This window comes from Alishewanella jeotgali KCTC 22429 (genome assembly GCF_000245735.1).
Taxonomy (GTDB): domain Bacteria; phylum Pseudomonadota; class Gammaproteobacteria; order Enterobacterales; family Alteromonadaceae; genus Alishewanella; species Alishewanella jeotgali.
On sequence record NZ_AHTH01000010.1, the window covers coordinates 1 to 18,672 of the forward strand.

Below are 18,672 nucleotides of genomic sequence, written 5' to 3' on the forward strand. Positions count from 1 at the left end.
TATTGCTGCCTGGCAGCAACTGAACAGCCTGCAGAATCCGGCCAGCTTTTTGCCCTGGCTGCGCCAGATCACCCGTTATCGCGCCTATAGCTATCTGCGCGAACAACGGGAGAAAGCCGCACAGAGTGCAGCAGCAAAACGGCAGTATCGCAATAACCTGCTCTGGTGTTGGTTTGGCATGCTCGGTGGCGCGACAGCCGGTTTTGCCGGCTTGATAGCAGGGCTAGTTAAAAACGGCCGCTGGTTTTGGAGCTAAAAAAACGCCGGCATCAGCGCCGGCGTTTTTTAATTAACCAAGCTTAACTTACAAATACTGCACTGCAGTGATTTCATATTCAACCACGCCTTTAGGCGTCGTAATATTAACCACTTCATCTGCTGTTTTGCCAATCAGACCACGGGCGATCGGTGAATTCACCGAAATCAGATTATTTTTAATATCCGCTTCGTCATCACCGACAATCCGGTAGGTCACTTCTTCATCCGTATCCAGATTCAGAATGGTGACGGTAGCGCCAAAGATCACCTTGCCGCTATTTGGCAGCTTGGTCACATCAATGATTTGCGCATTGGACAACTTGGCTTCAATATCCTGAATGCGGCCTTCAATAAAACCCTGCTGTTCACGGGCGGCATGATACTCAGCGTTTTCTTTTAAATCGCCATGCGCACGCGCTTCGGCAATCGCCAGGATCACCGCCGGGCGCTTTACCGTTTTTAGCTCGTTCAGCTCAGCGCGCAATGCCTCTGCGCCCTGAACTGTCATCGGGATCAAACTCATCCAATCACTCTCTTATGCAATTCCTGTACAGATACGACATTAGCAAAAGCACTGGCAGCATTGGCTTTTACCGTAGCAAAAGCGGCATTCAGCGTTGTCGTGTAGTTTACCTTATGCTGTAAGGCGCCACGACGCAGCATTTTGGAGTCTTCTATGGCCTGGCGCCCTTCGGTGGTATTTACCACATAGCTGTATTCACCGTTTTTAATCCGGTCCAGCATATTCGGACGACCTTCGAACACTTTATTGACTACACGGCACTCAATACCGGCTGCTTTTAAGGCTGCTGCCGTACCGCCACTGGCATCCAGTTCAAAACCAGATTCCACCATACGTTTAGCTAACTCAACCACGCGCACTTTATCGCTGTCGCGTACAGAAAGCAAGGCACGGCCACCGGTCGGGATCATAATGCCACAGCCCAGTTCCGCTTTGGCAAAGGCCTCTTCGAAGGTATTACCTACCCCCATCACCTCACCGGTAGAACGCATTTCCGGGCCAAGGATCGGATCTACGCCCGGGAACTTGTTAAATGGAATCACCACTTCTTTTACCGAGAAGTACGGTGGGATAATCTCTTTGGTAATGCCCTGCTCTGCCAGCGAACGGCCTGCCATGCAGCGGGCGCCGACTTTGGCTACGGCGACACCGGTGGCTTTCGAGACGAACGGCACGGTACGGGCAGCACGCGGGTTAACTTCAATTAAGTACACTTCGCCATCTTTGACTGCGAACTGGGTATTCATCAGGCCAACGACGCCCAGCTCCAGTGCCAGTTTACGCACCTGCTCACGCATCAGATCCTGAATTTGCTGCGACAAGCTATGTGGTGGCAGCGTACAAGCCGAGTCACCTGAATGCACACCGGCTTGTTCGATATGTTCCATAATGCCGCCAATCACGACCTCTTTACCATCACAGATGGCGTCGATATCAACTTCAATAGCATCATCCAGGAAGTTATCCAGCAATACCGGCGAGTCATTCGACACGCTTACTGCTTCGTTCATATAACGGCGCAGGTCTTGCTCGTCATAAACGATCTCCATTGCCCGGCCGCCCAGTACATAAGAGGGACGCACCACCATCGGGTAGCCGATTTCCGGCGCTTTAGCCAAGGCTTCATCAAAGCTGGTAACGGTGACGTTTTTCGGCTGCTTTAAGCCTAAACGATTCACCGCTTGCTGGAAGCGCTCGCGGTCTTCCGCGCGGTCAATCGCATCCGGCGATGTACCAATAATTGGCACGCCGTTCGCTTCTAAAGCACGAGCTAACTTCAGTGGCGTTTGGCCACCGTATTGCACTATGACACCCTTCGGCTGTTCTTTGCGCACAATTTCCAGCACATCTTCCAGCGTAATCGGCTCGAAATACAGACGGTCTGAGGTGTCGTAATCGGTAGAAACGGTTTCCGGGTTACAGTTCACCATAATGGTTTCATAACCGTCTTCGCGCAGCGCTAACGCCGCGTGCACACAGCAGTAATCAAACTCGATACCCTGGCCGATACGGTTCGGACCACCACCGATAATCATAATCTTATCGCGGTTGCTCGGTGCCGCTTCACACTCTTCATCATAAGTGCTGTACATATAAGCGGTGTTAGAGGCAAATTCAGCAGCACAGGTATCAACCCGCTTATAAACCGGGTGAATATTGTAGCTATAGCGCTTTTTGCGCACTTCAGTTTCACTGACGCCAAGCACCTCAGCAATGCGCTTGTCGGCAAAGCCTTTGCGTTTTAAGCGGGCAATCCGGGTTTCGTCCAGCGCGGCAAAGCCGTCGACACTCAGCGCCTGCTCTTCTTTGACCAGATCTTCAATTTGCACCAGGAACCAGGGGTCGATTTTGGTCAGGTTAAAGATCTCGTCCATACTCATGCCAAAACGGAAGGCATCGGCGATATACCAAATACGGTGCGCGCCCGGCTCACGCAGTTCACGGATAATCTTTTCTTTGGCTTCCGAGGCATTGATATCAATAATCGGATCTAAACCTGAGACACCAATCTCTAAACCACGCAGCGCTTTTTGCAGCGATTCCTGCTGGTTACGGCCAATCGCCATCACCTCACCCACTGATTTCATCTGGGTAGTTAAGCGATCGTTGGCGCCGGCAAATTTTTCAAAGTTAAAGCGCGGCACTTTGGTAACTACGTAATCGATACTTGGCTCGAATGACGCAGGGGTAACACCACCGGTAATATCGTTGGCCAGTTCATCCAGGGTATAACCTACCGCCAGCTTGGCGGCTACTTTGGCGATTGGGAAGCCAGTGGCTTTTGAGGCCAGTGCAGATGAGCGCGATACCCGCGGGTTCATTTCGATAATGACCATCCGGCCATCAACCGGGTTAATACCAAACTGTACGTTTGAGCCACCGGTTTCTACGCCGATTTCACGCAATACCGCCAACGAGGCGTTACGCATAATCTGGTATTCTTTGTCAGTCAGGGTTTGCGCCGGCGCTACGGTGATCGAGTCACCGGTGTGAACGCCCATCGGATCGAAGTTTTCAATCGAACAGACGATAATGCAGTTATCGTTCTTGTCGCGCACCACTTCCATCTCGTACTCTTTCCAACCGATTAACGATTCGTCAATCAGCAGCTCTTTGGTCGGCGACAGATCCAGACCACGGGTACAGATTTCTTCAAATTCTTCGCGGTTATAGGCAATACCACCGCCTGACCCACCCATGGTGAATGACGGGCGGATAATACAAGGGAAACCGATGGTTTCCAGTACCTGATAGGCTTCTTCCATCGAGTGGGCTAAACCGGCACGTGGACAGGCTAAACCGATAGAGCGCATCGCTTTATCGAAGCGGCTGCGATCTTCAGCTTTATCAATGGCATCAGCCGTGGCGCCGATCATTTCAACATTGTATTTCGCCAGTACACCGTGACGCTCTAAATCCAGCGCACAGTTCAGTGCTGTCTGGCCACCCATGGTCGGCAACACAGCGCACGGACGCTCTTTTTCAATAATTTTTTCTACTACCTGCCAGTGAATTGGCTCGATATAGGTGGCGTCGGCCATTTCCGGATCGGTCATAATGGTGGCCGGGTTAGAGTTCACCAGAATAACGCGGTAGCCTTCTTCTTTTAAGGCTTTACAGGCTTGAGCGCCTGAATAGTCGAACTCACAAGCCTGGCCGATCACGATAGGGCCAGCGCCTAAGATCAGAATACTTTTTAGGTCGGTACGTTTTGGCATTGCAGTAAATCTCCGTAATTCTCTTTGCTTAGGCTTTTTGCATCAGCGCGATAAAGTGGTCGAACAGCTCTGAGGCTTCGTGCGGGCCGGGGCTCGCTTCCGGGTGGCCTTGAAAACTGAATGCCGGTTTATCAGTACGGTGGATCCCTTGCAGGGTGCCGTCGAATAATGATTTATGGGTAGCGCGTAAATTGGCCGGTAAACTGGCTTCTTCTACCGCAAAACCATGGTTTTGCGCAGTAATCAGTACCCGCTTGCTATCAAGGTTTTGTACCGGGTGGTTACCACCGTGATGGCCTAACGCCATTTTTACCGTTTTGGCGCCGCTGGCCAGTGCCAGTAACTGGTGACCTAAGCAGATACCAAAGATCGGAATATCGGTCTCTAAAAAGGCTTTAATCGCTTCGATGGCATAGGTGCAAGGTGCTGGGTCACCCGGGCCATTAGATAAGAAAATACCATCCGGGTTTAAGGCCAGTACGTCAGCGGCAGGGGTTTGCGCCGGTACTACGGTCAGTTTACAGCCGCGGTCCGCTAACATACGCAGGATATTGCGTTTCACACCAAAGTCATACGCTACGACATGGAAGCGCTCGGCGGCAGCGGCCTGATGGCCCACGCCCAGCTGCCAGCTACCTTCGGTCCACTGATAAGGTGCGCTGACGGTGACTTCTTTTGCCAAATCCATCCCCGATAAACCCGGAAAGCCTTTGGCTAGTTGCAGTGCTTTAGCTTCATCCAGGTTATCACCGGCCATAATACAGCCGTTCTGGGCGCCTTTTTCACGCAGGATCCGGGTTAATTTGCGGGTATCGATATCGGCGATGCCGAGAATATTGTTGTTTTGTAAATATTGACTAAGAGAGAGTTGGTTGCGGAAATTGCTGGCTAACAGCGGGAGGTCACGGATGATTAGGCCTTTCGCCCAAATCTTGCCGGATTCCTCATCTTCCTCATTGGTTCCGGTATTGCCGATATGAGGATAGGTAAGAGTCACAATTTGTTCTGCGTATGAGGGGTCAGTTAAAATTTCCTGATACCCGGTCATCGAGGTGTTAAATACTACCTCACCAACAGAAACTCCTTCGGCGCCAATGGCTGTACCGCGAAATACGGTGCCGTCTTCCAGTACGAGCAGGGCGGACTTAGTCAAAATAACCTCCAAACAGCAAAAAACGGGCGAAAACCAGTGGCGTTTTACAACCCGTTTTGACCTAAAATTCTGATACCCGTATTTACCGTGCGCTAACAGTTCCCGGTAATGATAACAAAACCAGGACATCTTCCAGCGTACGGGCAAACCTGCTTATTTTAGGTGATAAGCGCTAATTTGGCTATGACTATTTTTTGTTTTTACAAAAATAGCGGCTTTAACACGTTTTTTTGTTAAATGCCGCAAAAGTTTAATCTAACTTTGGCAAACCCAGCACTTGTTGCATGGTATAAAGTCCTGGCTGCTTATTTTGCAACCATAAAGCAGCGCGCAGTGCGCCTTGCGCAAAGGTGTTACGGCTTGATGCTTTGTGGGTAATTTCCAGCCTTTCGCCAAGATCTGCAAACAGCGCGGTATGATCGCCAATAATGTCGCCGCCCCTTACTGTGGCAAAGCCGATAGTTTGTTGCGGCCGCTCACCAATCATGCCTTCGCGACCATAGACGGCAACCTCGTTCAGGTTACGGCCAAGGCTACGGGCAATGCTGGCACCTATTGCCATTGCAGTACCCGACGGCGAGTCCTTTTTAAAACGGTGGTGCGCTTCGATAATCTCAATATCCGCCGTATTCCCCATCACTCTGGCGGCAGTTTGTGCCAGATGTAGCAGCAAATTCACGCCGACACTCATATTTGGCGCCCAGACAATCGGGATCTGCGTACTGGCTTGTTGAATCAGCTGATACTGGGCATCGGTTAAGCCGGTGACGCCAATCACCATGGCTTTACGCTCAGCCACGCAGAGTGCCAGCTGGGCTAACATCGGCTCGGGCATGGTAAAATCGACCCACACTTCAGCTTGCTGCACTGCCGCGGCGGCAGTAGCGCTCAGCGCCAGCCCGATTTTACCGCAGCCGGCCAGTTCGCCGGCATCAAGCCCCACTAACTCGGAACCGGATCTCACCGTTGCTGCTGTGAGCTGTATTTGCTGTTCTTTTGCTACCGTCACCAAAGCCCGGCCCATACGGCCATTGGCACCAAAGATCCCAATTGAGGTCATATTATGCTCTGCACTCTTCAATCACTGTTCTTAATGGCCGCTATTAGACCAAAAGCCGGCTGATTACAAAAGCAAAACAGCCGTCTTTAAGTAAAAACGGCTGTTTATTCTAAGTTACAGCGCCCGTTGCAGGATACTGCGGCTCACTTCCGGCGTGATATCCCGGTGTTCACCGAGCTTAATCATCTTATGCTGCACCAGTTTGTCGACCAGCTTATCGACGGCATCGGCCTTGATACCATAGTCAGCCAGACGGGTAGGTACGCCCATCCGCTCAAAGAATTGCCGGGTGTGGCTGATGGCCTCGTCAATCAGCCGCTCTTGGTCCTGATGCTGTAGTTGCCAGACCCGCTGACCATATTGCAGTAACTTGGCGCCTTTAGTGGCGCGTTGTTGCTGCATCAGTGCCGGTAACACTATCGCCAGCGTTTGTGCATGATCCAAGCCATAGAGCGCAGTAATTTCATGGCCAATCATATGGGTGGCCCAATCCTGCGGCACGCCCTGACCAATCAGGCCATTCAGTGCCATGGTCGCGGCCCACATCACATTAGCGCGCACATCATAGTTTTCTGGTTCCGCCAATGCTTTCGGGCCCTCTTCGATCAGGGTTTGCAGTAAGCCTTCAGCAAAACGGTCCTGTACCGGTGCATTGACCGGATAGGTCAGATATTGTTCCATCACATGCACAAAGGCGTCGACCACGCCATTGGCCACCTGCTTCGGTGGCAAGCTGTAAGTGACAGTCGGATCCAAAATAGCAAATTGCGGGAACACCAGCTCACTGCTAAAGGCCAGCTTTTGCTGGGTTTCATAGCGGGTAACGACTGAATTGCCGTTACTCTCCGAGCCGGTAGCGGGCAGTGTCAGTACACAACCCAGCGGCACTGCCGTTGTGACCTTGGCACCTTTGGCCAGAATATCCCAGGGATCGCCGTTAAATACGGCGGCAGCGGCAACAAATTTGGCGCCATCAATTACGCTACCGCCGCCGACCGCCAGAATATAATCAATGCCCTGCTCTTTCACTAACGTCGTTGCCCGCATCAGCGTTTCAAAAGCGGGATTTGGCTCAACACCAGCAAACTCAACAAAACTGACACCTGCGAGTGCATTAACCACCTGTTGATAGACGCCATTGCGTTTAATCGAACCACCGCCGTAGATCAGTAGTACTTTTTTATCTTTGGGTACCAGATGCGCTAGTTCACTGATTTGGTCTTTACCAAACACAATACGAGTGGCGTTTTGATAGGAAAAGTTAAACATGCACAGGCTCCATAGCTGTCAGACGAAATGTCTTAATGCTATGGGGTTGCGGGCATCCCGGATCAAGTTAAATGGCCATTTAACTGTTGTTTGCTGCTTATTTCGACTAGCGCTCAGCACCTCTTAACGCTCTGACCTGCTGTTCCAGGTTCGCTGCGGTTACTGCAGAAGCTGCCACCGGCTCGCCAACTACCAACTTAATCTTCGACCAAAACCGCCCCTTAAACTTAAAAGCGCCGTCGCCATGATGACTAAAAAAAGAGCCCCACAGGCCTTGCAGCGCCATCGGGATCACCGGCACCGGGGTTTCGGCGACAATCCGTTCAATGCCGGTGCGGAAGGCATCGATTTCACCATCCTGGGTTAAGCGCCCTTCCGGGAAGATACAGATCAGATTGCCTTCTGAAAGCTCACGCCGAATAGCCGCAAAGGCTGCTTCATACATTTGTTCGTCTTGTTGCTTGCCGCAAATCGGAATGGTTTTAGCGGCTTTAAACAGCCAGTTCGCCAACGGGATCTGGTAAATCCCTTTATACATCACAAAGCGCACCGGCCGGCGCACTGCCCCGCCAATCAGTAGCGCATCAACATAGCTAACATGATTAGCAACCAGTACCGCCGGCCCCTCCTCTGGAATATGCTCTAAACCCTGTGCTTTCACCCGGTACATGGTATGGCTAAGCAGATAAATCACAAAACGCAGCACAAACTCCGGCACTGTGCTGTAAACATAGATCGCGACCACCGCATTCATAATCGCCAGGATCAGAAAATACTCCGGGATATTCAAGCCAAGTCCGGCCAGAAACAGCATGCCGGCCAGCGCCGCAACCACCATAAAGAGCGCGTTAAAAATATTATTGGCCGCAATCATGCGCGCGCGCTGCGCTGGCTCCGCCCGCTGCTGCAGCATCGCATACAGCGGCACAATAAAGAGCCCGCCAAAAACACCAATCAAGGTTAAATCTAAAAGTACCCACCAGCCAAAGGCAGTGGCCAAAAACTGACTCAGTGATAACAACTCCGCTGGCATAACAGCCGGCGTACTAAAATACAGGCTGATACCAAACACCGTCAGGCCAATAGAGCCAATGGGCACCAGCCCCAGTTCAACTCTGTCGCCGGATAGACGCTCACAAAGCATCGAACCTATGCCTACCCCAACCGAAAAGGCGACCAGCAAGGCCGTCACCACAGTATTATCACCGGCTAAATGGCTTTTGGTAAAATTCGGAAACTGGGTCAGATAGCTGGCTCCTAAAAACCAGAACCAGCTAATTGCCATAATCGCCAGATACAGGGTACGGTTTTGATAGCTGATGCGAACAGTTTCCAGACTTTGCCGCCAAGGCGCAAATTGAAAACGCGGACCGGCAGCGACAGCGCCTACTTCCGGGATCTGCAAGCTGGCCAGATAACCCAACACCGCAAACAACACCACTAAACTGCCGATCCATAGCATCGCATTGGCTACGCCGACTAATAAGCCACCAACGATAGTGCCCAAAAGAATCGCGATAAAGGTCCCCATTTCAACCCAGGCATTACCTGCCAATAGCTGTCGATCAGTTAACAACTGCGGCAAGATGGCATATTTTACCGGACCGAAAAAAGCGGATTGCCCCCCCATTAAAAACAACAATCCGAGCAACCATAAATATTGTTCGAAGAAGAATGCAGCTGCTGCTAACAGCATCAGGCCTATTTCCAGTAATTTAAGCCAGCGGATCAGCCGGGTTTTACACACACTATCGGCAAGGGTGCCGGCGGTGGCTGAAAACAGTAAAAACGGCAGAATAAAAAGCCCGGCAGCCAGATTCATACTGACATCGACACTCCAGGGCATAGCACTGGCCGCACTAAAGGTCAGCAGCAACATCAGTGCATTTTTAAATACATTGTCGTTAAAGGCGCCCAGCGCCTGAGTCAAAAAGAACGGCAGAAACCGCTTGCTGCCAATGATCTGCTTTGCTGCCATCCGTGCCTCCGCACTAGCTAATAATGATTCTTGCGCTCTAACGGTATGTTTTTTATTCAAAATACCCTATGTTATTCCGCATAGGGGCAAATGAATAACGCCGTAACACAACATGCCTCAACTGCCGCCAGATTGACAAGACGTCTGGACATCTATATAGTGCGCTGCCATTTTGCTGAGGTTGCTCTAGTGGATACAACAATGAATACCGGCGCTAAGCGCTCATTACTGCCGTTGCTACTCTTTGTGCTGCTGTTTTTAGGCAGTGGCCTGTATTTTCAAAGCCAGAATGTCGAGTACGCGTTTTACCAATTGCCTGGTCATGTCGCCATTCTGCCGGCATTAATCCTGGCGGTGTGGCTGCATCGCGCTCCATTGACGCAATCGATTGACGTTATTATTAAAGGCGCGGGTAATAGCAATATTATTACCATGTGTCTGATCTATCTGCTGGCCGGCGCCTTTGCCAGTGTGGCGACCGCCACTGGTGGCGTCGATGCCGTGGTCAATGCCGGTTTAAGTATTATTCCGCCTGCTTTTATTTTGCCGGGTTTATTTATTATTGCCGCTCTGGTTTCTACTGCTATGGGCACTTCGATGGGGACCATCGGCGCGCTGGCGCCGATAGCCGTGGGTATCGCCAATCAGGCAGAGCTGAATCCTGCTGTAGTCGCAGGGGTACTGCTGAGTGGCGCCATGTTCGGTGATAATCTGTCGATTATCTCTGATACCACTATTGCCGCTACCCGCACCCAGGGTGCCAATATGGCTGATAAATTTAAAGAAAATATCAAAATTGCCCTGCCGGCGGCACTGCTAACGATTCTGGCTTACGGCTTGCTGACCTCAGACTCCCCACAAATTAGCACCGAAGCCTATAACTGGACCGGCATTTTACCCTATGCCGCCATACTGGTACTGGCAGTACTGGGTTTAAATGTGTTTGTGGTACTGCTGCTGGGGATCGTATTAGCCGCACTGCAGGGTAGCTTGCTTGCCGATTACGCGATGAGTAATCTGGGTAAAGATATCGCCACCGGCTTTGCCAATGTGCAGGAGATTTTCTTGCTGGCGATGTTGGTTAGCAGTCTGAGCGAGTTTATCCGGCAACAAGGTGGTCTGCAGTGGATCTCAAATCAGATCCAATCCGTTACCGCTAAACTGCGCCTTGCTGGCAATAAGGCCCAACAACTTGCCATTGCCGCCCTGGCCTTTATCAGCAACCTGTGTATTGCCAATAATACCGTTGCCATAGTATTAACCGGCGATGTTAGCCGCAATCTGGCGCAGCAACACCAGATCAGCCCACGGCGCAGTGCCAGTTTGCTGGATATCTTTGCCTGTATCAGCCAGGGATTGGTCCCCTATGGTGCGCAGGCGTTGTTACTGGGTGCCAGTTTTGGCTTATCGCCGTGGCAGGTGATTACACACAACTACTACTGCCTGATTTTACTGCTGGTAGCCTTGGGTGTCGTCTTAGCGCGCCGCCAGCCTAGCCAGGCCGTTTCGGGCTAAATTGGTGCTTACCAAAAAGGGCATCACGTACAGCACAAAATGCTTTCACGCTCAGGTGCCCGAACAGGATCTGTGGCGGCATTTTCAGCCAGTGACCACGGATCAGCGCCAGCAGCGCGGCCAGCTGATCCAGATAAGTGTTAAGCAACGTGTGCTGCGGACTTAACAGTCGCAGGAAGATAAAATCCAGTAGCCGTAAGCGCAGTTTTGACGGCTGGTACTGCTCGGTTTGTTGCATCACCCAGGCAGGAATTGGCGTCGCCAGTAAATAACTGGTGTAGCGGCAAGCCAGCATCAATTCAAACATAAAGCCGGTCTGCTCGGCCAGTTGCAGCAATTGCTCCCAATCTTGCTCGCTAAAGCCGGCAAATAACAAATGCAGATCGGTCAGGTCCCGAAAGCCCTTTTTGAAATCCTCGTTAAAAAACAGATGGATCAGACTATGTAAGGTCATAGCCGGTAAGCTCAGCACCTGATAACCGTCGGCGGTTAGGTTCAGCTGCTGCCAGAAACGGCGAATATCCGGCGCCCGGCCCGAGATGGGTGGGATCAAATTATGATGAATATCCAGAATAGTGCCGCGGCTATGATGCCGTAACGGCGGGATCTCATGTGTCCATTTACGGTAATAATGCTGATCATAAGCACTAACCGGCTCAGGTAAAAAACCAAATACCGACAGCCTTTGCTCTACCGCTGTAATCTTTTCCTTGGGGACCAGAATATCCAGATCGCTGAAAGTCCGGCCTATTCCGGCCGGCAATCCTTGCTGTAACGCATAGGCCGCGCCTTTCAGAAATACCGGTTTCACCTGCAACGGTGCCAGTAACTGCGTCAGCTCAGCTGCCTCAGCGCTAACCTGACGATATTGCTTATCGGCAATAATCTCGGCATTGCGTAAGTGATGGCGCGCGTACTGGGGCAGCTGTGTAAAGACGCCGGCCTGGCGGAATAAATAGGCGTACCGGGCCAGTTGCTGCTGCTGACGCAGCAGTCTGATCAGCTGCACCCAACTGTCCGCACTGAGCGTCAACGCGAGTTCTGGTTGTCGAAATAACTGTAACAACAGCTGACTAGCGCGCATCAGCCAGTACCTCTTGCTCTAAGAACGCGGCCACTGCTGTTAAATCGTTGTACTGCACCTCGAAGGCCGGCACCTGTTCAATAATAGCGGTCAGGGTGGCAAAGCCCTCCTGCCCTATCACACCAAAGTTAAAAGCATTTCGCGCCAGCTGCATAAAGGCCTGAGTCTGATCCAGGCTATAGATATCCAGATTAGTGTCGGCCTGATAACTCGGAAACACCACTGCTACAATTTCAGCTTGTTGCAAAGCGCCCTGCCAGCTGGCCGCAGGCGGCGACAGGTGCACCACATCGCCCTTGTGGGTGTCGGTAGCAATACTGGAGAACACCCCTGTTGGGAACCAGCTTTTCGCCAATGCAATGGAACGGTTTTTCAGGCAGATTGGCCGGACAAAGGGTTGCACCTTATTACTAAACGGCAGGATCAGCGCCATTTCATCGGATAATAAACGCCAGCCGTTAAAGGCAAGATAGGCTGTCAGGGTACTTTTACCTGAGCCCGGTGGTGCAGGAAACAAAATGGCTTTATCCCCTTTCGCCAGTACCGCTGAGTGGATAATGACATACTGCATTTCGTGCGCGGCAATGCACCAATTCATCCCCCATTCCAACATCGCATAACCTTGCTGCAATTGTAACGGCTGGAACGGTTCCTGCGTATCGGCAAAAAAACGCGCCTGAGGCTTAAATAAACGACGTAAGCCGGCCCCTCGTTCCAGTCGTAGCGGATAATCGACCAATAAGGATTCAGCCTGGGGAGCATGGGCATAGAGCCGCTGCAAATTGGCGGCGACCAACGGGATATCGGTTGTCACACTGAAAGTAAAGGGCGGCAGATAAAGCTGTTTAGTTATCGTCATGCTGTTCGTCAAGCCGCATACTGTCCGGCCAGCTACCGAAAGCCCGCAACTGATTTAAGGTTTGGGGATCAAGTTTAACTTCACAAAGGCCGCTTAGCACCGCTTGCAAGGTTGTGGCATTCCACTCTAAGGCGAGGGTTTCACCGGTATCAGGATCAAAAAACACTGTTCCGGAGCCGTCAGCAAAGCTATGGAACAGTGTTTGCGCTTTAAGTACAGGCAACGCCAAAAGCAAAACTTAGCCGTGATACTGAGTAATCAGATTCCCCAAAGCAGCGCTGGTACTTTCAGGACTGGAAGTCGCCTGCTCGTACAGGTAAAAGGCGAACTGCTGGAAGGTCGCAAAAGGCTTGTCAGGACCTACGATGGGGTAATAAATCCGATCAAAAGGCGCAGAGCCGCTAAAGAAAGCATTCAGATAAACACCAACCAGGTTAAAGTTGATATTTGCCGGACCACCAAGCTTTTTTGAACCCGGGTTTTTCAGCACATCTCCAAGGGTCGCGTTATAGTTTTTCGCAGCCACACCGATTGGCGGCCCACCGAACACGTTGATAAAAAGTAAGTTATTCTGGCTGGTCGCTCTGTTGCGGAAATATCCCGGCGATTCCAATTTTAACTGATGGCCGTTGGCGAAATCAGAACCGTGGCCAGAGGCCACGATAGACTGGGTCAAACCACCACTGCTGGCCCATACAGAACGTGCAGGAATAGAGGCAATCACCAAACCAGCGCCGGTACGGGTTAAAAACTTACGCCGGTTCATTTTTGCCGCGTTCTGATCTTTAGGGTCATGTCCTTGCATAGCAAATTCCGTTAGTTAAAGCACTTCTCTGCTGAAATAGTATGCAAGTACTATACCAGCCCTTGCAAACCTTTGTTTCATCATATTGTTAGTCTGGCAAACACCTGACCAGGCCACGATATTGTAAAAATTACTGACACTCAATCCGCAGTTATTTGAGTTCTTGCGGAGCAAGCCAGTCATTAGGGCTTCCGGCAAGCCGGTAAAGCACCTTGTTGGCGCCGCTGCTGATACAGTGTAGCAGCTTCCGGCATCTTTTGCTGTAAGGTGCGGATCCGGGTATCCGGGATCGGGTGACTCGATAAAAATTGTGGCACCCCACCACTGCCTGCAGCGGCCATGTTCTGCCACAGCGCAACAGACTCTTCCGGATTAAAACCAGCCCGCGCCATTAAGTCCAGGCCAATAATGTCGGCCTCAGTTTCATGAGTCCGGCTAAAAGGTAAAGCAACAAATAGCTGAGATCCTATACCAAATGCTGCCATCATCTCTTGCTGATAACGCACCCCTGCCGCCCGGCTGCCGGCATCACCCAATGTCATTGCCACCTGCAAAAACTGATTGGTCGATAAACGCTCGTTACTATGGCCGGCCATCACATGGCCAATTTCATGCCCAACCACCGCCGCTAACTGGGCCGGCGTTTGCGCCACTTTAAGCAGACCGGTATAAACGCCCATCTTGCCACCGGGTAAGGCAAAGGCATTCACCTGATCGCTGTCAAATACCACGATTTCCCATTTATATTGCTGGTACTCAGCGGGGGTAACCTTTAGCAGAGCATTCGCCACACACTGCACATAATTATTGGTTGCCGGATCAGTACTGATTTTTTGCTCAGCTTTCATTTGCTCAAAGGTCTGAGCTCCCAGAGTGTTCAGCTGGTTGTTATCAAACAACATCACCTGACGCCGGCCAGTAGGCGACTCAGCACAGGAACTCAATAACAGTGCGCAGAGCGTCGGAATAAGTAATTTCTTTAACATAGGCAGTCCATTGAAAATAACATCGTGGCTTAAGTTTACCGTCTGGGCATAAAAAAACCACCCAAAACGGGTGGTTTCTGTTGTTGCTGCTGCCAAATAACAGCTTTAGCTGGTTAAATCATCAAAAAACTTTTTCACACCATCGAAAAAGCCTTTTGACTTCGGCCGATGCGTGGCTTCGCCTTCACCGGTCATGCTCTCGTCCAGTTGGCGCAGCAGCTCTTTTTGCCGCTCTGACAACTTAACCGGCGTTTCAATCACCACCTTACAGACCAGATCACCGACTCCGCCACCACGGACCGACTGCACACCTTTACCGCGTAAGCGGAACATCTTATCGGTTTGCGTCTCAGCCGGGATCTTCAGTTTTACCCGACCATCCAGCGTTGGTACATCAATCTCACCACCTAAAGCCGCGGTAGCAAAGCTCATCGGCACTTCACAGTACAGATTATTGCCATCACGCTGGAAGATTGGGTGGGCCCGCACCGAAACCTGCACATAGAGATCGCCTGCAGGCGCGCCATGCATACCCGCTTCGCCTTCGCCTGATAAGCGAATGCGGTCGCCGGTATCGACACCGGCCGGGATCTTGACCGACAAGGTTTTGGTTTTCTCAATCCGCCCTTCACCATGACACTTAGTACAGGGGTCCGGGATAATCTTGCCGCGACCAGAACAGGTTGGACAGGTTTGTTGCACCGCAAAAAAGCCCTGGCGCATGGTAACCTGGCCCGAGCCATGACAGGTGGTACAGGTTTTCGCCGTAGTGCCTTTTTTGGCACCAGAGCCATCGCAGCTGTCGCAACTGACCATCGTCGGCACTTTAATATCAACCGACTTACCTTTAACCGCTTCTTCCAGTGTTAATTCCAGGTTGTAGCGCAGGTCAGCGCCGCGTTGTGAACGCGCGCCACCACCACGGCGGCCACCACCGAAGATGTCACCGAATACATCACCAAAGATATCGCCAAAGTCGGCACCACCGCCGCCACTAAAACCACCGGCACCACGATTCGGATCTACTCCGGCATGGCCGTAACGGTCATAGGCTGCGCGCTTCTGCTCGTCAGACAAAACTTCATAGGCTTCCTGTACTTCTTTAAACTTCTCCTCCATGTCTTTATCACCCTGAGTACGATCCGGGTGAAATTTCATGGCGAGGCGTTTATAAGCCTTTTTGATGTCTTTATCATCGGCGCCTTTAGCGACACCTAGTACTTCATAATAGTCACGCTTGGACATAGATCTGTGCTTATTTCTCAGTTAACGGCTGCAGCCTAAGCTGCAGCCTGCTTTAGCGTTAATTACTTTTTGTCGTCTTTAACTTCTTCGAATTCCGCATCGACCACGTCATCAGCACCACCGGCCTGCTGACCAGCGTCAGTCGCCTGACCTTTGGCTTGCTGGGCTTCCATCAGCTTCTGTGACGCCTGGATCAGTGCCTGGGTTTTGGCTTCGATCTCTGACTTCTCATTGCCCTTGATGGCTTTTTCCAGCTCACCAATAGCCGCTTCAATCGCTTCTTTGTCATTCGCGGCTAAAGCAGAGCCAACGTCTTCGATTTGCTTGCGGGTGGCATGTACCATGGCGTCGGCCTGGTTACGCGCCTGCACCAGCTCTTCGAATTTTTTATCTTCTTCGGCGTGCGCTTCGGCATCACGCACCATTTTCTGGATTTCTTCTTCGCTTAAGCCTGAAGACGCCTTAATGGTAATCTTCTGCTCTTTACCGGTATCTTTGTCTTTCGCCGACACATGCAGAATACCATCCGCATCCAGATCGAAGGTGACTTCGATTTGTGGCTCGCCACGACGAGCCGGACGAATACCTTCTAAGTTAAACTGACCTAATGACTTATTGTCAGAGGCACGTTTACGCTCACCCTGCAGTACGTGAATAGTTACCGCAGACTGGTTATCATCGGCCGTTGAGAACACCTGCGACTTCTTGGTCGGAATAGTGGTGTTTTTCTCAATCAGCGCGGTCATCACGCTACCCATGGTCTCGATACCCAGCGACAGTGGCGTCACGTCTAACAGTAATACGTCTTTCACGTCGCCCGACAGTACTGCACCTTGGATTGCCGCACCTACTGCAACCGCTTCATCCGGGTTCACGTCTTTGCGTGGCTCTTTGCCAAAGAAGGCGGTAACCGCTTCCTGTACTTTCGGCATCCGTGTCTGACCACCTACCAGGATGATTTCATCGATGTCGCTGACGCTTAAATCGGCATCTGACAGCGCCTTTTTCAGCGGCTCTAGGGTGCGCTGCACTAAATCTTCAACCAGTGATTCCAGCTTAGCCCGGGTAACCTTGATATTCAGGTGCTTCGGACCAGTCGCATCGGCCGTGATATACGGCAGGTTTACTTCCGTTTGTGACGCTGAAGACAATTCAATCTTCGCCTTCTCACCGGCTTCTTTTAAACGCTGCATCGCCAGCGGGTCGTTCCGCAGGTCAATGCCCTGCTCTTTCTTGAATTCGTCAACCAGATAGTTGATCACGCGGTTATCGAAGTCTTCACCACCTAAGTGCGTATCACCGTTAGTAGCCAGTACTTCAAAGGTTTGCTCGCCGTCAACATCATCAATTTCAATAATAGAGATATCGAAAGTACCACCACCCAGATCATAAACCGCAACCTTGGTATCGCCTTTCTTTTTATCCATACCATAAGCCAGCGCAGCTGCGGTTGGCTCGTTGATAATGCGTTTCACATCTAAACCGGCAATCCGGCCTGCATCTTTCGTAGCCTGACGCTGAGCATCGTTAAAGTAAGCCGGTACCGTAATAACCGCTGCGGTTACCGGTTCGCCCAGGTAATCTTCAGCCGTCTTTTTCATCTTTTTCAGCACTTCAGCTGAAATTTGTGGTGCCGCTAACTTTTTACCTTTTACTTCAACCCAGGCATCACCATTATCGGCTTTAACAATGCTGAAAGGCATGATTTTGATATCACGCTGCACTTCTTCGTCTTCAAAACGACGACCGATTAAGCGCTTGATGGCGAATAAGGTATTTTTCGGGTTAGTCACCGCCTGGCGCTTAGCTGGCTGGCCGACTAACACTTCGCCATCTTCTGTGTAAGCAATAATTGAAGGCGTGGTACGTGCCCCTTCGGCATTCTCCAGGACTCTTGGTTTATCACCATCTAAAATAGCCACACAAGAGTTGGTTGTACCTAAGTCAATACCAATAATTCTACCCATAACGTCTCTCCACCTATATTCTGAACAATGAAACATTGCGATGACCGATTAGTGGGGATTAGCCCTGATCTATTCAAGGTTATCAAAAGTAAAATTTTACGTTTTTGCGTATTTTGTGCCGCTTCTGCCGCTAACTCGCGAAAGCGGTTAACTTTCGCTGGCCGCCAGCGCTATAATCAAAGCACTTATTGCTGCTTACAGGATTTGTTATGCCATTACTTGATAGCTTTACCGTTGATCACACTATTATGAAAGCGCCGGCGGTGCGTATCGCCAAGAAAATGACCACGCCAAAAGGCGATGCCATTACCGTATACGACCTGCGTTTTTGTGTACCAAATGAAGAGATCCTGTCGGAAAAAGGTATTCATACGCTGGAGCATTTATTTGCCGGCTTTATGCGGGACCATCTCAATGGCCAGGATGTCGAAATTATCGATATCTCGCCAATGGGCTGCCGGACCGGTTTTTATATGAGCCTGATTGGTACACCGGATGAACCGCGGGTAGCCGCTGCCTGGCAGGCCGCGATGCAGGATGTGTTACAGGTGGCCAGTCAAAATGATATTCCGGAGCTGAATATTTATCAGTGTGGTACCGCGCAAATGCACTCGCTGGATGAAGCGAAACAGATCGCCCAAAATGTGATTAGTCGTGGTGTTGGCGTTAACCGTAATGACGAGTTAGCCTTACCGGCAGAAGTGTTGCAAAAGCTGTAATACACCGGCTGGCGGCAGCAACAGCCGCCAGCT

General features: G+C 51.0%; 15 protein-coding genes and 1 pseudogene. 3 read left to right on the forward strand and 13 right to left on the reverse strand.

The window, feature by feature from the left end:
• Nucleotides 1-256 (forward strand): annotated as a pseudogene (locus AJE_RS18740) (hypothetical protein); the annotation flags it as partial.
• A gap of 48 nt (nucleotides 257-304) precedes the next feature.
• On the opposite strand, the gene greA reads toward AJE_RS18740, so the two are convergent.
• From greA to AJE_RS04830, 6 genes are all read right to left on the reverse strand, one after another.
• The gene (gene greA, locus AJE_RS04805) at nucleotides 305-781 is read right to left on the reverse strand and encodes a transcription elongation factor GreA (protein WP_008949905.1); all 477 of its coding nucleotides are present in this window, start codon (nucleotides 779-781) and stop codon (nucleotides 305-307) included.
• Nucleotides 778-3,999, reverse strand: coding sequence for a carbamoyl-phosphate synthase large subunit (gene carB / locus AJE_RS04810; RefSeq protein WP_008949906.1), 3,222 nt, complete (start codon nucleotides 3,997-3,999; stop codon nucleotides 778-780). Before carB ends, greA begins: the two co-directional genes overlap by 4 nt.
• Nucleotides 4,000-4,027: 28 nt before the next feature.
• Complete coding sequence (gene carA / locus AJE_RS04815; protein ID WP_008949907.1) at nucleotides 4,028-5,152, reverse strand: glutamine-hydrolyzing carbamoyl-phosphate synthase small subunit; 1,125 nt, start codon at nucleotides 5,150-5,152, stop codon at nucleotides 4,028-4,030.
• A gap of 250 nt (nucleotides 5,153-5,402) precedes the next feature.
• Complete coding sequence (dapB, locus tag AJE_RS04820) at nucleotides 5,403-6,212, reverse strand: 4-hydroxy-tetrahydrodipicolinate reductase (RefSeq protein ID WP_008949908.1); 810 nt, start codon at nucleotides 6,210-6,212, stop codon at nucleotides 5,403-5,405.
• Between the two features lie 114 nt (nucleotides 6,213-6,326).
• Complete coding sequence (locus tag AJE_RS04825; protein WP_008949909.1) at nucleotides 6,327-7,481, reverse strand: iron-containing alcohol dehydrogenase; 1,155 nt, start codon at nucleotides 7,479-7,481, stop codon at nucleotides 6,327-6,329.
• A 106-nt stretch (nucleotides 7,482-7,587) separates the two neighbouring features.
• On the reverse strand, nucleotides 7,588-9,459 hold the full coding sequence (locus tag AJE_RS04830) for an MFS transporter (RefSeq protein ID WP_008949910.1): 1,872 nt from the start codon (nucleotides 9,457-9,459) through the stop codon (nucleotides 7,588-7,590).
• 201 nt (nucleotides 9,460-9,660) lie between these two features.
• On the opposite strand from AJE_RS04830, the gene AJE_RS04835 reads away from it, so the two are divergent.
• Nucleotides 9,661-10,974 carry a Na+/H+ antiporter NhaC family protein gene (locus AJE_RS04835; RefSeq protein ID WP_008949911.1) on the forward strand — a complete coding sequence of 438 codons (1,314 nt, stop codon included), beginning with the start codon at nucleotides 9,661-9,663 and terminating at the stop codon, nucleotides 10,972-10,974.
• Here the strand turns inward: AJE_RS04835 and AJE_RS04840 are convergent.
• From AJE_RS04840 to dnaK, 7 genes are all read right to left on the reverse strand, one after another.
• Nucleotides 10,952-12,058 carry a nucleotidyltransferase domain-containing protein gene (locus tag AJE_RS04840; protein ID WP_008949912.1) on the reverse strand — a complete coding sequence of 369 codons (1,107 nt, stop codon included), beginning with the start codon at nucleotides 12,056-12,058 and terminating at the stop codon, nucleotides 10,952-10,954. The genes AJE_RS04835 and AJE_RS04840 overlap by 23 nt on opposite strands.
• Nucleotides 12,048-12,917 (reverse strand): HprK-related kinase A, encoded by an 870-nt coding sequence (locus AJE_RS04845; RefSeq protein ID WP_008949913.1) that lies wholly within the window; start codon nucleotides 12,915-12,917, stop codon nucleotides 12,048-12,050. Before AJE_RS04845 ends, AJE_RS04840 begins: the two co-directional genes overlap by 11 nt.
• Nucleotides 12,904-13,146 (reverse strand): hypothetical protein, encoded by a 243-nt coding sequence (locus AJE_RS04850; RefSeq protein WP_008949914.1) that lies wholly within the window; start codon nucleotides 13,144-13,146, stop codon nucleotides 12,904-12,906. The genes AJE_RS04845 and AJE_RS04850 overlap by 14 nt, the downstream gene beginning before the upstream one ends.
• 9 nt (nucleotides 13,147-13,155) lie before the next feature.
• On the reverse strand, nucleotides 13,156-13,722 hold the full coding sequence (locus AJE_RS18605; protein ID WP_008949915.1) for a hypothetical protein: 567 nt from the start codon (nucleotides 13,720-13,722) through the stop codon (nucleotides 13,156-13,158).
• Between the two features lie 182 nt (nucleotides 13,723-13,904).
• Nucleotides 13,905-14,708 carry a M48 family metallopeptidase gene (locus AJE_RS04860; protein ID WP_039928110.1) on the reverse strand — a complete coding sequence of 268 codons (804 nt, stop codon included), beginning with the start codon at nucleotides 14,706-14,708 and terminating at the stop codon, nucleotides 13,905-13,907.
• 105 nt (nucleotides 14,709-14,813) lie between these two features.
• Nucleotides 14,814-15,953: a molecular chaperone DnaJ gene (gene dnaJ, locus AJE_RS04865; RefSeq protein ID WP_008949917.1), complete on the reverse strand. Its 1,140-nt coding sequence runs from the start codon at nucleotides 15,951-15,953 to the stop codon at nucleotides 14,814-14,816.
• Between the two features lie 62 nt (nucleotides 15,954-16,015).
• A complete protein-coding gene (dnaK, locus tag AJE_RS04870) occupies nucleotides 16,016-17,920 on the reverse strand; it encodes a molecular chaperone DnaK (protein ID WP_008608802.1) in 1,905 nt (634 codons plus the stop codon).
• Between the two features lie 209 nt (nucleotides 17,921-18,129).
• Here dnaK and luxS point away from each other — a divergent pair, with 209 nt between their 5' ends.
• Nucleotides 18,130-18,639, forward strand: a complete 510-nt coding sequence (luxS, locus tag AJE_RS04875) for an S-ribosylhomocysteine lyase (protein ID WP_008949918.1) — start codon at nucleotides 18,130-18,132, stop codon at nucleotides 18,637-18,639.
• The last annotated feature ends 33 nt before the right edge of the window (nucleotides 18,640-18,672 follow it).